This is a genomic window from Pseudomonas sp. CAM1A (assembly GCF_047501685.1).
Taxonomy (GTDB): Bacteria; Pseudomonadota; Gammaproteobacteria; order Pseudomonadales; family Pseudomonadaceae; genus Aquipseudomonas.
Genome location: NZ_JBFNXP010000013.1, coordinates 151,138 through 166,022, shown reverse-complemented (window position 1 = coordinate 166,022; position 14,885 = coordinate 151,138). Strand labels below are relative to the sequence as shown.

At 64.5% G+C, this 14,885-nt stretch carries 13 protein-coding genes; 8 read left to right on the top strand and 5 right to left on the bottom strand.

Going from position 1 to position 14,885, the window contains the following annotated elements:
* Positions 1–21 precede the first annotated feature (21 nt).
* The 3 genes from ABZO33_RS24085 to ABZO33_RS24075 all read right to left on the bottom strand — a co-directional run bounded on the left by ABZO33_RS24085 (position 22) and on the right by ABZO33_RS24075 (position 4,926).
* Complete coding sequence (locus ABZO33_RS24085; protein ID WP_414538099.1) at positions 22–1,629, bottom strand: methyl-accepting chemotaxis protein; 1,608 nt, start codon at positions 1,627–1,629, stop codon at positions 22–24.
* A gap of 216 nt (positions 1,630–1,845) precedes the next feature.
* Complete coding sequence (locus tag ABZO33_RS24080; RefSeq protein WP_414538098.1) at positions 1,846–3,429, bottom strand: methyl-accepting chemotaxis protein; 1,584 nt, start codon at positions 3,427–3,429, stop codon at positions 1,846–1,848.
* A gap of 294 nt (positions 3,430–3,723) precedes the next feature.
* Positions 3,724–4,926, bottom strand: coding sequence for an NAD(P)/FAD-dependent oxidoreductase (locus ABZO33_RS24075; RefSeq protein ID WP_414538082.1), 1,203 nt, complete (start codon positions 4,924–4,926; stop codon positions 3,724–3,726).
* A gap of 268 nt (positions 4,927–5,194) precedes the next feature.
* Here ABZO33_RS24075 and ABZO33_RS24070 point away from each other — a divergent pair, with 268 nt between their 5' ends.
* The 3 genes from ABZO33_RS24070 to ABZO33_RS24060 all read left to right on the top strand — a co-directional run bounded on the left by ABZO33_RS24070 (position 5,195) and on the right by ABZO33_RS24060 (position 7,243).
* Positions 5,195–5,737, top strand: coding sequence for an RrF2 family transcriptional regulator (locus ABZO33_RS24070; RefSeq protein WP_046855245.1), 543 nt, complete (start codon positions 5,195–5,197; stop codon positions 5,735–5,737).
* A gap of 131 nt (positions 5,738–5,868) precedes the next feature.
* The gene (locus ABZO33_RS24065; protein WP_046855246.1) at positions 5,869–6,774 is read left to right on the top strand and encodes a LysR family transcriptional regulator; all 906 of its coding nucleotides are present in this window, start codon (positions 5,869–5,871) and stop codon (positions 6,772–6,774) included.
* Between the two features lie 208 nt (positions 6,775–6,982).
* A complete protein-coding gene (locus ABZO33_RS24060) occupies positions 6,983–7,243 on the top strand; it encodes a DUF1652 domain-containing protein (RefSeq protein WP_217866199.1) in 261 nt (86 codons plus the stop codon).
* Between the two features lie 2 nt (positions 7,244–7,245).
* Here ABZO33_RS24060 and ABZO33_RS24055 read toward each other — a convergent pair whose 3' ends face one another.
* Together ABZO33_RS24055 and ABZO33_RS24050 are read right to left on the bottom strand one after the other, a co-directional pair.
* Positions 7,246–7,533: a hypothetical protein gene (locus tag ABZO33_RS24055; RefSeq protein WP_102682381.1), complete on the bottom strand. Its 288-nt coding sequence runs from the start codon at positions 7,531–7,533 to the stop codon at positions 7,246–7,248.
* A 185-nt stretch (positions 7,534–7,718) separates the two neighbouring features.
* Positions 7,719–8,069, bottom strand: coding sequence for a response regulator (locus tag ABZO33_RS24050; RefSeq protein ID WP_414538081.1), 351 nt, complete (start codon positions 8,067–8,069; stop codon positions 7,719–7,721).
* A gap of 254 nt (positions 8,070–8,323) precedes the next feature.
* On the opposite strand from ABZO33_RS24050, the gene ABZO33_RS24045 reads away from it, so the two are divergent.
* From ABZO33_RS24045 to ABZO33_RS24025, 5 genes are read left to right on the top strand one after another with little or no spacing between them, the layout of a single operon-like run.
* Entirely contained in the window at positions 8,324–11,794 is a 3,471-nt protein-coding gene (locus tag ABZO33_RS24045; protein ID WP_414538080.1) for a response regulator, read from the top strand.
* 4 nt (positions 11,795–11,798) lie between these two features.
* A complete protein-coding gene (locus ABZO33_RS24040) occupies positions 11,799–12,620 on the top strand; it encodes a CheR family methyltransferase (RefSeq protein ID WP_414538079.1) in 822 nt (273 codons plus the stop codon).
* Positions 12,617–13,192, top strand: a complete 576-nt coding sequence (locus ABZO33_RS24035; RefSeq protein WP_414538078.1) for a chemotaxis protein CheB — start codon at positions 12,617–12,619, stop codon at positions 13,190–13,192. The genes ABZO33_RS24040 and ABZO33_RS24035 overlap by 4 nt, the downstream gene beginning before the upstream one ends.
* Positions 13,186–14,412 (top strand): ATP-binding protein, encoded by a 1,227-nt coding sequence (locus ABZO33_RS24030; RefSeq protein WP_414538077.1) that lies wholly within the window; start codon positions 13,186–13,188, stop codon positions 14,410–14,412. Before ABZO33_RS24035 ends, ABZO33_RS24030 begins: the two co-directional genes overlap by 7 nt.
* A 44-nt stretch (positions 14,413–14,456) precedes the next feature.
* Complete coding sequence (locus ABZO33_RS24025) at positions 14,457–14,834, top strand: response regulator (protein ID WP_110699668.1); 378 nt, start codon at positions 14,457–14,459, stop codon at positions 14,832–14,834.
* Positions 14,835–14,885 lie beyond the last annotated feature (51 nt).

Genomic DNA, 14,885 nt, shown 5'->3' with positions numbered 1-14,885 from the left:
CCGCGATGTTCATCAGGCCGTTCAGACCTTGAACTGCGCGACCAGCCCATTGAGCTCCAGCGCCAATTGCGACAGGTCCTGGGCCGATGCGCTGGTCTGGTTGGCCCCGGTGGTCGTCTGCATCGCCAGCTCGCGGATATTCACCAGGTTGCGGTCCACTTCCCGGGCCACCTGCGCCTGCTCCTCGGTGGCGCTGGCGATCACCAGGTTGCGTTTGTTGATCGAGGTGATGGTCCGGGCGATCAGTTCCAGAGCCTGACCGGCCGACTGCGCCACCTCCAGGGTGCCGCTGGCGCGGCCCTGGCTGCTGTGCATGGCGCTGACCGCCCGTTCGGTGCCGATCTGGATGCCGCCGATCATCTGCTCGATCTCTGCGGTGGACTGCTGGGTACGGTGGGCCAGGGCGCGCACTTCGTCGGCGACCACGGCAAAACCACGGCCTGCCTCGCCGGCGCGGGCAGCCTCGATGGCGGCATTGAGTGCCAGCAGGTTGGTCTGGCCGGCGATGGCGCCGATCACATCCAGCACCCGGGTAATGTCGTTGGCGCTGTTGGCCAACTGTTCGATCTCTGCGGCGGTGCCGGTGACATCGTCGACCAGATGCTGGATCGAGGCGAGCGCCTGGTTGACCTGGTCTCGGCCGTCACGGGTGGTCTGGTCCGCGTCCTGGGAAGCTTCAGCCGTGCTCACGGCGTTGGTGGCCACCTCCTCGACGGCGCTGGTCATCTGGTTGACCGCGGTGGCTGCCTGGTCGATCTCGGTGCTCTGCTGCAGCAAGCCACGGCTGGTGTCCTCGGTGACGCCGTGCAGCTCCTCCGAGGCCGAGGTCAGGCGGTCGGAGGACGCGGCGATCTTGCCAATGGTGTCGCGCAGGCTTTGCTGCATGCGGCGCAGGGCGTGCAGCAGCAGCGCGGGTTCGTCCTGGCCGACGACCACGATCTCGCGGGTAAGGTCACCGGTGGCGACACGCTCGGCCACCATGACAGCCTCGCTTAGCGGGGTGACGATGCTGCGGGTGAACAGGGTGGCGATGGCGATCAACACCAGGACGATCAGCACCAGTGAGCCGATGATCACTGTGAATGCCTGATCACTGACCGCGTCGCTACGCTGCGAGGCGGCTTGCGCGCCCTTGTAGTTGTAGGCCACCAAGGTCGCCAGGGTGTCCATCATGCGGTCGGCGCGTTGGATCAATGGACCATTGATCAGGCGCCGGGCTTCTGTCATCTGGCCGGCGCTGATGTTGCGCAGCACTTCATGCTGCTGCTGGGAGTATTGTTGGCGCGCAGTGATGAACGCACTGAAAAGGCCGCGGTCCTCGGCGTCGGCAATGGTCTTTTCATAGTCCTTCAGGTCCTGCTGCACCGCTTCCTCGATGCTGCTCAGCAAGTCGACGCTGGCATTGCTGTCACTGTTCTGCTCCAGGGCCGCACGGAGTGTCGCTGCGCGTTCCTGGGCGAGGGTACCGGTGATTTCGTTGAGGGAGATCACCGCTGGCAGCCAATTGCCGCGGATTTCGTCGGTGGCATCGTTCATCTGCCGGGTCTCGTACAGCGCCACCAGCCCCATGGCCAGGACCAGGGCCGCCAGCAGGGTGAACAGGCTGGTCGCCCGCTTGCCGATCTTCATGTTTCTCAACAGCATGGGTGTTCCTTGACGTGTGAATGCAAACGTCAAGAGCATGGGCTGGGGGATGAGCAGGGGGTAGTCGCCAGGTCCTACGCGCCATAGCGTTTTTTCCTGTTCGTCAGCGTTGGAATACGAGCGCGGGGCAAGCCTGTCCCTACAGCAACCTTGCAGTTGAGCTGTAGGAGGGGCTTGCCCCGCGAGGGTGTACCCGGCACCTCAGACCTTGAACTGCGCCACCATCCCGTTCAGCTCCACCGCCAGGCGTGACAAGTCCTGGGCCGCCGCGCTGGTCTGGTTGGCGCCTGCCGAAGTCTGCATCGCCAGGTCGCGGATGTTCACCAGGTTGCGGTCCACCTCCCGCGCCACCTGGGCCTGCTGCTCAGAGGCCGTGGCGATCACCAGGTTGCGCTGGTTGATCGTGGCGATCGCCTCGGCGATCAGCTCCAGGGCCTGGCCGGCCGATTGCGCCACTTCCAGGGTGCCGCCGGCGCGGCCCTGGCTGCTGTGCATGGCGTTGACCGCGCGCTCGGTGCCGGTCTGGATACCGCCGATCATCTGTTCGATTTCCGCCGTGGACTGCTGGGTGCGGTGGGCCAGGGCGCGTACTTCGTCGGCGACCACGGCGAAGCCGCGGCCCGCCTCGCCGGCACGGGCGGCTTCGATGGCGGCGTTGAGGGCCAGCAGGTTGGTCTGGCCGGCGATCGAACCGATCACGTCGAGCACCTGGCTGATCTGGTTGGCATGGCTGGCCAGTTGCTCGATTTCCTCGGCGGTACCGGTCACGTCATCGACCAGGTGCTGGATCGAAGCCAGTGCCTGGTTGACCTGGTCGCGACCATCGCGGGTGGTGCGGTCAGCGCCCTGGGAGGCATCGGCGGTGCTCACGGCGTTGCTGGCCACTTCTTCGACGGCGGCGGTCATCTGGTTGACCGCGGTGGCGGCCTGGTCGATCTCGGCACTCTGCTGGTGCAGGCCGCGGCTGGTGTCTTCGGTAACGGTGTGCAACTCCTCGGAGGCCGAGGCCAGCTGGTCGGAGGAGGCGGCGATCCGCCGCAAGGTGTCGCGCAGGCTGTGCTGCATGCGGCTCAGGGCGCGCAACAGCAAGGCCGGCTCGTCGCGGCCGAGCACGGTTATCTCGCGGGTCAGGTCGCCGGTGGCGACGCGCTCGGCCACGGCGACGGCGTCGGCCAGCGGGACGATGATGCTGCGGGTGAGGAGGGTGGCGATGCCGACCAGCGCGAGCAGGATCACGGCAATGGCGCCGATGATCAGGGCAAAGGCTTCGTCGGACGCCGCGCTGCTGCGCTGCGAGGCTTGCTCGGCGCCCTGGGTGTTGTAGGCGATCAGTTCGCCCAGCGCCTTCATCATGCTGTCGGCGTACTCGGCGAGCGGGCCGTTGACCAGGCGGCGGGCCTCGTCCATCTGGTCGTTGCCGGCGGCGTTGCGGATGGCTTTCTGCAGACCGTGGTAACGCTCGCTGAGACCGATGAAGGCTTCGAACAGTGCGCGGTCGTCGGCTTCGATGATGGTGCGCTCGTAGGCCTTGAGGTCGCCTTCGAGCTGCTGGTTGACCTGGACGATCTTGTCCAGGGTGGCGTGGCGGACGTTGCTGCTGTCCTCCAGGACACTGCGCAAGGTGAGGGCCCGGGCCCGGCCCAGGTTGCTGCTGACCTCGCCCAGGGCGAGTACTGCGGGCATCCAGGTGATGCGGATTTCGTCGGTGGCGCTGTCCATCCTGCGGGTTTCGTAGAGGGCGACCAGGCCCATGGCCAGGACCAGGATCCCGAGCAGGGTGAACATTCCTGCTGCCCGAATGCCGATCTTAACGTTCCGTAACTGCATGCGACGCTCCTTGACGGTGGCTGCAGGCGTCAAGAGCGCGGACGGACCGGGCTCGGCTGGTAGGGCTCTCGATGCACTGCGAAAGGGGTTATATCCTCACGGTTCATGTTGTTTTTTCTGAATGATGACACAGTGCCACTATTATTGACCAGTCGTTCAATGAAAGTTCGAGTTATTGGGTCTTTCGTCACTTGCTGACTGTCAGTCTTCGTTTCGTCGCAAAAAGGGCCGCGTGGCGGCCCTTTCTTTTGATCATGCAACGATCGGGATGGATGGGTCGGCAGCCGCCAGCGCCTGGGCGCGATCCGCTGCCGGGGGATAGATCCACACCGTGTTGATCTGGCGCTTGAGGTTCTTGCCGTCCTGGCCCTGCAAGTGCAGTTCGCGTTCCCAGCCTTCACTGTAGGCCGCGCCCCATTCTCCGAGGTCCAGGCAGGTGACGTACTTGGGCTGGCGATAGATCACCGGCTCCACGCCCAGCAGATCGGCCATGGCGTTGTTGCCCGAATGGCGGCCCATGGGAATGGCATGCTGGCAGGTCATCAGCGCGTGGTTGCCCAGGTCGTCGACCGCGGCGCAGGCGACATCGCCGGTGGCGTAGATGTAGTCCTGGCCAACGACTTTCAGGTGACCGTCGACTTTCAGGCGGCCCAGGCCGTCACGCTCGCCTGCGACCTGGGTGGTCAACGGGCTGGCCTTGACCCCCACGGTCCAGATCACGGTCTTGCTGGCGATGTATTCGCCGTTGTCCAGGGTCACGCCCCCCGCATCCACTGCCACCACCGAGGTGCCGGTCAGCCATTGCACCCCGGCCTGCTCGCTGGCGCTGACGATGGCCGGGGTGATCCCGGCGCCGAGCGCGGCGCCGATGCTGGCACCACGGTCGATGAGCACCACACGGGCCCGGCCTTCGCCAAGGATGGCGCGCAGCCGGGCTGGCAGCTCGGTGGCCGTTTCGATACCGGTGAAGCCACCGCCGCACACCACCACGGTGTTGCGCGCCGGTGAGGCGGGCAGGCTGGCCAGGCTGTGCAGGTGCTGCTCCAGGCGAGTTGCCGACTCCATCTGGTCGACATCGAAGGTGTGCTCGGCCAGGCCTGGGACGGCGGGGCGGGCCACCTGGCTGCCGGCAGCGAGGATCAGGCGATCGTAGGCGAGCTGGTGCTGGCGGCCGTCGGTATCGCGATAGCTGACCTGGCGGGTGTCGCTGTCGATGGTGTCGGCGGTGCCGTGGATGAACTCCACGCCCACCACGTCGAACAGTGCCTCCAACGGCGCCTGCAAGCTGTGCACGTCGGCTTCGTAGAAGCGTGGGCGGATCCGCAGTTGCGGCTGCGGGGCCAGCACACTGATACGCACGTCGCCGCGCTGGGCCTGGTCGAGCAGGCGGGCGGCGCTCAGGGCGCTCCAGACACCGGCAAAGCCGGCACCGATGATCAGGATACGAGAGGTCATGAAGGTGCTCCGCAAGGTAGGAAAGGGCTTCGACGAAGTGTGTGCTGCTTGCCGAATAACTGCGACTGTATTGGTCGTAGTTTAATTCGGCAAGTGTTTTTTCCGCGCCAGGTTGTTCGCCAACCGCCAAGAGACACCTGAATGCCTTGTGTTATCTAGCGTAAAGCAGGGTCCTGATCGGCCAGCCTGACGACGGACGGCTACGCCAGGCTTTGCTTGCCAGCATTGAAGGGCGTACTATTTGCGACAAAATCAGTCGGAGATTTATATGTCCCTCTACAGTGCCGGCGTCGAGTACGGCATCCACTGCCTGCTGTTCCTGGTGGACGAGCGCGGCGACAGCCGCGAGTCCAGCGTGCGCGACCTGGCCGAGCTGCAGGGGGTGCCCCAGGAGTACCTGGCCAAGGTCTTCACCAAGCTCGCCCGGGCCGGGCTGGTCGCCGCGACCGAAGGCGTGCGCGGCGGGTTTCGCCTGGCACGGCCTTCCGACGAAATCACCGTGCTGGATATCGTCACGGCCATCGATGGGCCGAAGAAGCTCTTCGATTGCCGGGAGATCCGCGAGCGCTGCGCGGTGTTCGAGGGTTCGGCGCCGGGCTGGGCGACCGAGGGCACCTGTGCGATCCACGCGGTGATGCTGGGGGCGCAGAAGCGCATGGAAGAGGCGCTGGCCCAACAGACCATCCTCGACCTGGCACGGCGCTTCGGGCGCAAGGCGCCGGCTGAGTTCGGGCAGAAGGTCAATGACTGGATGAGCGAGCGACGCGACGGCAAAGGCAGCGCTGGCGATATTCCGTTGCAGGCGGTTTGACCCGGGCACCACGGAAAATGCTGCTCAACCCCCAGGTAAATCCTTGCCTGGGTGATCCGCCCGCGCGCCTCAAGGCGCGGTAAGCTGACAGGAAAATCCCGCGCGCCGCCCACGGCGCCAGAGAGGTCAGCGTGGCTTCCTATACCTTGCGCCAACTGAAGTACTTCGTCACCACCGTGGAGGCCGGCAGCGTCGCCGAAGCCTCGCGCCAGTTGTACATCGCCCAGCCGTCGATTTCCACGGCGATCAAGAGCCTGGAAGAGAGCTTCGGCGTGCAGCTGTTCATTCGCCATCACGCCCAGGGCGTGTCGCTGACGCCCAGCGGCAAGCGCTTCTACGCCAAGACCCGGTCCCTGTTGCAGATGGCCCACGAGTTCGAGCAGAACGCCCTGGCCGACAACGACACGGTGGCCGGGCAGATCGATATCGGCTGCTTCGAGACCGTGGCGCCGCTGTATCTGCCGCGGCTGATCGCGGGCTTTCGCGAGCGCTACCCAGGGGTGGACATCCGCCTGCGCGACGGCGAGCAACAGGACCTGATCCAGGGGCTGACGGCCGGTACCTTCGACCTGGCGTTTCTCTATGACCACGACCTGGACGGCACCATCGAGACCGAGCCGCTGATGCCGCCACAGAAACCCTATGTGCTGCTGCCGGAAAAGCACCGTTTCGCAGGCCAAGCCCAGGTGTCGCTGCGTGACCTGTGCCCAGAGCCGATGATCCTGCTCGATGTGGCCCCCAGCCGCACCTATTTCGTCAGCCTGTTCAACGAACTGGGGCTGACGCCGAACATTGTCTTCAGTTCGCCGTCGATCGAGATGGTCCGGGGCATGGTGGGGCAGGGCTTCGGTTTCTCGCTGCTGGTCACCCGGCCGCACTCGGAATTTACCTACGACGGGCAACGCCTGGTGACGCTGGCGATTGCCGAGCCGGTGACGCTGTCGGGGTTGGCGGCGGCGCACCTCAAGCGCGTGCAACTGACCAAGCCAGCGCAGCTGTTCGTGGAATTCTGTCGTGAGGAACTGGCACGGATGTAAGTTATGACCGCCCGTCGCCTGTAGGGCGAAGACGACCGAACGCTGCCCGGCCAGTGGTTTCTTCCACTAAGGTGCTAGAGGTATTGAGCCGTCGTCATCGCCGGGGCGAATGGACCTGCGCCCCCTCATGGGCAATCTCAATTGGCATCCTGCCCGTGCAGGGCGTACCACACCCAACAGGCCATCCAGTACAAGAGAGGGGCGTACCATGTCGTTGATTGGCGTTTCGATGCTTGAGATGCGGCAGATGATCGAACAGGCCTGCCTGCCTGATCGCTGCGAGGTGAGCTGTGCGGACGGCGAGCACCTCACCATTCGCCTGGGCCAGGGCTCGAGCCTGGACGATTGCCTTACCGTGACGGGCGTGCCGATTGCCAGCCTCAATACCTGCCATGACCTGCTGGGCCTTGTAAGTCGGGTGAAGGCACAACGTGATGCGCCGCCGGGCGCCCGCAAAGCGATTGCCTGAGGTCATTGCAGCTCGAGCAACAGGTTGATGCCGCCGTCGCCGCATTTGACGTGTTCACGGACCACGCCCCGATAGTTGCGTCCCTCCCAGGCGAAGGCGACGCTGTGCGCTTTCTCCACCTTGCCGGGTAACGGTGGTTCGATATGCAGGCGCAGCGCAGGACGGCCTTGCAGGCTGAGAGCTGCCAACTGGACCTGGCACATGGCCCGCTGGGCCACCGGGCCGAACAGGGTATCGCGGACGAAATCCAGTTCCAGGCAAGCGCAAGGGGCACGACAGGGCATCTTCATGGCGGCTTTCCGACGAGAGAGGCATACCTCGAAGGTTTGAAGCCTAAAGGCGCGAGACGTTCAAATTATTTCAGCTGGCCTCTGGCATTGCACGGTTGCTGTGGAAGCCGGCTTGTCGTGGCGACGAACTGCGGCGATGGGCCGCAATGGCGTCGGTGCCTGACGGGCCTGGCCCTTCAGGGGGCTCACGGTGCGCCAAGAATCTCCAGCACTTTGTCGCGCAACTGGTCGATGCTGAACGGCTTGCCGATCAGGTGCATGCCTTGGGGCACGTTGAAGCTTTCGGCGTAGCCACTGGCGAACAGGACCGGCAGGTTTGGCCGGCTTTCCCGGGCCTTGGCCGCCAACTCCTCGCCGCGCAGGTCGGGCAACCCCACGTCGGTCATCAACAGCGCCAGCGGTTGCGTGGGATCCTCGATGATCTTGAGGGCCGCGGCAGCGCTGTCGGCCTCGATGGCGGCATAGCCCAGTTCGTCGAGCACTTCGACTATCAGCATGCGAACGATGTCGTCGTCTTCGACTACCAGAAGGTGCATTGTGTGGATCCTGTTTCGATGGATTGTCTCTACTCTGTGCGCGGGGCCATGGCAGAAGTTCCCAAGCTTAACGGCATGGGCAAATAGATGGAACGATTGCTGCAGACAGGCTTCAAATACTGGCTAAATGCCCTGCCAGATCCGCGAAAGCTGGTTAGACTCGCTGTATTCGCGGTCGGTCTGGCGCAGGGCAGCACTTACACGACGTAGACGCCGGTCTGTTCAATGGACTTTTTTCGCTCGGGCACTTTCACATGATTCAAGCAGCCTCGATGGACCAACGCAGTTTTCGCAAACTGCTGAGCCGCAACGTCGGCCTGCCCCTGGGAGTGGGGTTACTGGGCGCCGTGGCCTTTGTCGCGGTGATCAATTACCTGCTCTCGGCCATGCAGTGGGTCGAGCACACCGATCGGGTGATCGGCAATGCCAACGAGACGATCAAGCTGTCGATCGACATGGAAACCGGCATGCGCGGCTATCTGCTGACCGGCGAAGAGCGTTTCCTCGACCCCTACGAGGTTGCCAAGCCGCGCATCTTCGGCAGCCTGGACAGCCTGCGGGGAATGGTGGCCGACAACCCTCAGCAAGTCGACCGCATCGACCGCATCGCAGCGTTGCAGCGCGAGTGGAACACTTTCGGCAACGAAGTCATCAGCCAGCGGCGCAGCCAGCAGGGTGATGTGTCGTCGTCGATTGGCCGTGGCCGCGGCAAGCGCCTGACCGACGAGATCCGCAAGGAATTCGACACCTTCATCAACACCGAGCAGCAACTGCGCACGTCGCGCAACGAGACGGTCAGCACGGTCACCATGACCGCGATCTCGGCGTTCGTGCTGTTCATCGTAGCCCTGAGCGCGTTGCTTGCCTACCTTGGGCGGCGTGACCTGCTGGCCTTGTCCTCGAACTATGTCGAGAACCTGGAAGCCCAGCAACGCGCCGCCGAGCGCCTGGAGCAACAGGCCTGGCTGCGCGCCGGGCAGACCCAGCTGGCCGAACAGGTGCTCGGCCAGCTGACGCTGCCGATGCTCGGTGACAACATCCTGCGCTTTTTCGCCGGTTACCTGGGCAGCGTGGTCGGTGCGCTGTATGTGCGCGATGAGCATGGCCAGCTGGTGCGGGTCGCCGCCTATGGGCTGGATGCCGAACAGCAGGGCAGCGAACCGCGCGTGGGCGATCATGCCGGCCTGCTGGGCGAGGCGGTGGCCCAGGGGCGGCTGTTGCGCCTGGACGAGCTGCCGGAGGACTACTATCGCCTGAGCTCGGGCCTGGGCCGTGGTCTGCCGCGCAGCGGCGTGCTGGTGCCGGCGCAGGACGATGGGCGGGTCAACGGCGTGCTGGAGCTGGGGTTCCTGCGTCCGCTGCAGGAACGTGACGTGGAACTGCTGCAGCGAGTCGCCGAAAACCTGGGCATCTCCATCGAAAGCGCGCGGTACCGTCAGCGTCTGCAGGAAGTGCTGGCCGAGACCCAGCAGCTCAACGAAGAACTGCAGGTGCAGCAGGAGGAGCTCAAGACCGCCAACGAAGAGCTCGAGGAACAGTCGCGGGTGCTCAAGGAGTCTCAGGCCCACCTGGAGACCCAGCAGGCGGAGCTGGAGCAGACCAACGAGCAACTGGCCGAGCGCACCGAGGCCCTGGACCGCAAGAACAGCGAGCTGAACCAGGCCCAGGTCGAGTTGCAGGCGCGCGCCGATGACCTGCAGCGCTCGAGCAAGTACAAGTCCGAATTCCTCGCCAACATGTCCCATGAGCTGCGGACACCGCTCAACAGCTCGCTGATCCTGGCCAAGCTGCTGGCCGAGAACGCCGAAGGCAATCTCAGCGAGGAACAGGTGAAGTTTGCCGAGTCGATCTATTCGGCCGGCAATGACTTGCTCAACCTGATCAACGATATTCTCGACATTGCCAAGGTCGAGGCCGGCAAGCTGGAAGTGCGCGCCGAAAGCACCCCGCTGGAGCGTCTGGTCGAAGGCCTGCAGGGCATGTTCCGGCCGTTGGCGCAGGACAAGGGCCTGTCCTTCGCCGTGCAGCTGGAGCAGCCGTTGCCGGCGGCCCTGTTCACCGACCGCCAGCGCCTGGAGCAGATTCTCAAGAACCTGTTGTCCAACGCCATCAAGTTCACCGAGCGCGGCCAGGTCAGCCTGCGCATCAGCCATCAGGCGGGCCTGGGCATCGTCTTCGCGGTGCGCGACACCGGCATCGGCATCGCTGCCGACCAGCAGCAGGCGATCTTCGGCGCCTTCCACCAGGTCGATGGCACCAGCAACCGCCGCTATGGTGGCACGGGCCTGGGGCTGTCCATCTCCCGTGACCTGGCCCACCTGCTTGGCGGGCAGATCAATGTCGACAGCAGCCCGGGGCAGGGCAGCGTGTTCAGCCTGATCCTGCCCGAGCACTTCGAACCCTCGGCGCAGCAGGTCGAGGTGCACAGCCTGCGCCCGGCGGTCGACGAACTGCCGCCGGCGCCACCCGTGCCGGTCCCCGTTCGCAGCGAGCGCCCGACCCCGGCCTTCGCCGATGACCGCGAGCGTGCGCCGTTCGGCAACCGCTGCATCCTGGTGATCGAGGACGAGCCGAATTTCGCCCGCATCCTCTTCGACCTCGCCCACGAACTGGGTTATAGCTGCCTGGTCGCCCACGCTGCCGACGAGGGCTTCGAACTGGCCGCCCAGTACCTGCCCGACGCGATCCTGCTGGACATGCGCCTGCCTGACCATTCCGGGCTCACCGTGTTGCAGCGCCTGAAAGAGCAGGCCGGTACCCGGCACATTCCGGTGCATATCATCTCGGTGGAGGACCGCGTCGAGGCGGCCATGCACATGGGCGCGGTGGGCTACGCGGTCAAGCCCACCAGCCGCGAGGAACTCAAGGCCGTGTTCGGTCGCCTGGAGGCCAAGCTCACGCAGAAACTCAAGCACATCCTGCTGGTGGAGGACGATGACCTGCAGCGCGAGAGCATCGCCCGCCTGATCGGCGACGACGATATCGAAATCACCGCCGTGGCCATGGCCCAGGATGCCCTGGCGCTGCTGCGCGAGAACATCTACGACTGCATGATCATCGACCTCAAGCTGCCCGACATGCTCGGCAATGAGCTGCTCAAGCGCATGACCGCCGAAGACATCCGCAGTTTCCCGCCGGTGATCGTCTACACCGGGCGCAACCTCACCCGCGAGGAAGAGGCCGACCTGCTCAAGTACTCGCGCTCGATCATCATCAAGGGGGCGCGTTCGCCCGAGCGCCTGCTCGACGAGGTGACGCTGTTCCTGCACAAGGTCGAGTCGCAGCTGTCCAACGAGCGCCAGCGCATGCTCAAGACCGCCCGCAGCCGCGACAAGGTGTTCGAGGGGCGCAAGATCCTGCTGGTGGACGATGACGTGCGCAATATCTTCGCCCTGACCAGTGCCCTGGAGCACAAGGGCGCCATCGTCGAGATCGGCCGCAACGGGCGCGAGGCCATAGCATGCCTGGAAGCCAATGACGACATCGACCTGGTACTGATGGACGTGATGATGCCGGAAATGGACGGCTACGAGGCGACCCGGCTGATTCGCCAGCAACCGCGTTGGCGCAAGCTGCCGATCATCGCCGTGACCGCCAAGGCAATGAAGGACGACCAGCAGCGTTGCCTGCAGGCCGGGGCCAACGACTACCTGGCCAAACCGATCGAGCTGGACCGCCTGTTCTCGTTGATCCGGGTCTGGCTGCCGCAATTGGAGCGAATCTGAAATCTTGACCAGTGAACGCAATACCGATATCGAGATCCGGCTGCTGATCGAGGCGATCTACCTCAAGTACAGCTATGACTTTCGCGATTACTCCGGCGCCTCGATCAAGCGCCGGATCCTTCACGCCGTGCGCCAGTTCGATTGCCGCACGGTGTCGGCGCTGCAGGAGCGGGTGCTGCATGACCCGGGCATGTTCCTCGAGCTGCTGCAGTACCTGACGATCCCGGTCAGCGAGATGTTCCGCGACCCCGGGCACTTCCTGGCACTGCGCAACGAAGTGGTGCCGCTGCTGCGCACCTGGCCGTCGCTGAAGATCTGGATCGCCGGTTGCAGCACTGGCGAGGAGGTGTATTCCATGGCCATCCTGCTACGCGAGGAAGGCCTGCTCGAGCGCACCATCCTCTATGCCACCGACATCAACCCGCACTCGCTGGAGCGGGCCAAGCAGGGCATCTACTCGATGCAGAGCATGCGCGAGTACGAAGAGAACTACCGCAAGGCCGGTGGTCGGCGAGACTTTTCCGAGTACTACACCAGCGCCTATGGCAACGCCATCATGGACGCCAGCCTGCGTGACAACGTGACCTTCGCCGATCACAGTCTGGCCACCGACAGCGTGTTCTCCGAGACGCAACTGGTGTCGTGCCGCAATGTGCTGATCTACTTCAACAAGGGCCTGCAGGACCGTGCCCTGGGGCTGTTCCACGAGTCGCTGTGCCACCGCGGTTTCCTGGTGCTGGGCAGCAAGGAGTCGGTGGACTTCTCGGCCTACGGCGAGCGTTTCGAGCCGCTGGTACGGCCCGAGCGGATCTACCGCAAGATATGAACAGCGTGCGGGCGATAGTCATTGGCGCCTCGGCGGGTGGCGTGTCGGCACTGTTCAGCGTGCTCGGCGCGCTGCCCTCCGATTTCGCCATCCCGGTGCTGTGCGTACTGCACCTGCCCGACGATCGCCACAGCCAGCTGGCCGAGGTACTGCAGCGCCGCCTGCGCCGTCCGGTTCGCGAGGCCCTCGACAAGGCGCGGATAGAGCCGGGGCTGATCTATGTGGCGGGGCCGGGCTATCACCTGTCGGTGGAGGGTGATTTCACCCTGTCGCTGAGCCAGGAGGAACCGGTGCATTTCTCGCGACCGGCAATCGATTTTCTCTTCGAGTCGGCCGCCGACGCCTACGGCCCGGAGCTGCTCGGCGTATTGCTCACCGGCGCCAATGAAGACGGCGCCCAGGGGCTTTTGCGGATCAGACAAAGCGGTGGCCGGACGGTCGTCCAGGACCCCCGCGAAGCACAGGTCGCGTTGATGCCGGAGGCCGCCCTGGCCCTGCACGACCCGGACCATATTCTTTCCCTGAGTGGTATCGGGCAGTTGCTCGCTACCCTGGAACCCAGCGCATGCTAAGCCACATCATCGCGAAACTGCTGATCGTCGACGACCTGCCGGAAAACCTGCTGGCCCTGGACGCCCTGATCCAGGGCGATGACCGTGAGGTGTACCAGGCCCAGTCGGCCGACGAGGCGCTGTCGCTCCTGCTCGAACACGAGTTCGCCCTGGCCATTCTCGATGTGCAGATGCCCGGCATGAACGGCTTCGAGCTGGCCGAGCTGATGCGCGGCATGGAGAAGACCCGCAACATCCCCATCGTCTTCGTCAGCGCCGCCGGGCGCGAGATGAACTATGCCTTCAAGGGGTACGAGAGCGGGGCGGTGGATTTCCTGCACAAACCGCTGGAAACCTTGGCGGTGAAGAGCAAGGTATCGGTGTTCGTCGACCTGTTCCGCCAGCGCAAGGCCCTGGACCGCCAGCTGCAGGCGCTGGAGCAGGGCCGCGAGGAGCAGGAATTGCTGCTCAACCAGTTGCAGCTGGCCCGTGGCGAGCTGGAGCGGGCGGTGCGCATGCGCGACGACTTCATGTCGATCGTCTCTCACGAGGTGCGTACGCCACTCAACGGGCTGATCCTGGAGACCCAGTTGCGCCGCATGCACCTGTCTCGCGGCAACCTCGCGGCGTTCAGCGAAGACAAGCTCAAGGCCATGGTCGAGCGCGATGAGCGCCAGATCAACAGCCTGATCCGCCTGGTCGAGGACATGCTCGATGTCTCGCGGATTCGCACCGGCAAGCTGTCGATCCGGCCGCGGACTTTTGACCTTGGCCAGCTGGTACGGGGCCTGGTGGAGAACTTTACCGCCCAGGCCAGCGCGGTGGACACCGTCATCGAGCTGCAGCGCTGCGATGCCTTGCAGGGTGAGTGGGACGAATTCCGGATTGAACAGGTGGTGGCCAACCTGTTGTCCAATGCCTTGCGCTACGGCAATCGCAAGCCTGTGCAGGTGCGGGTGTTCGAAGAGCACGCCATGGCCTGCGTGCAGGTTCAGGACCAGGGTATCGGCATCGATGCGCAGAACCAGCAGCGGATCTTCCAGCAATTCGAGCGCGTCGCCGCGCAGCAGGCCAGTGGCGGCCTGGGCCTGGGGCTGTACATTTCCGAGCAGATCATCCTCGCTCACGGCGGGCGGATCCAGGTCCACAGCCAGGTTGGAGCAGGGTCGACGTTCACCGTCCAGCTGCCGCTTTCGGTGTTGCCGCACGCCTGTGACCAGACCCGGGCAACCTCTGCGTAAAGCTGCGGTCTGATAGCCAACCTATTGAATTCGAAGGCGTTGTCATGAGTGAAGATGCACAAGACGTGGTACTGGTGGTCGAGGACGAGCCGGCGATCCGCATGATTCTGCGTGATTACCTGGCAGGCGAGGGCTATCACGTGCTGGTGGCCGAGGATGGCGAGCAGGCGTTCGCGATCCTGGCCAGCAAACCGCACCTGGACCTGATGGTCACCGATTTCCGCCTGCCGGGCGGGATTTCCGGGGTGGAGATTGCAGAGCCTGCAGTGAAATTGCGGCCTGACCTGAAGGTGATCTTCATCAGCGGCTACCCGGCGGAGATTCTCGAGTCGGGCAGCCCCATCGCGCGCAAGGCGCCGATCCTGGCCAAGCCGTTCGACCTGGATACCTTGCACGAGCAGATCCAGACGTTGTTGCGCTAGCTGCGAGCACGTGGACGGTTAGCGTGGGAGCGGGCTTGCCCCGCGATGGCG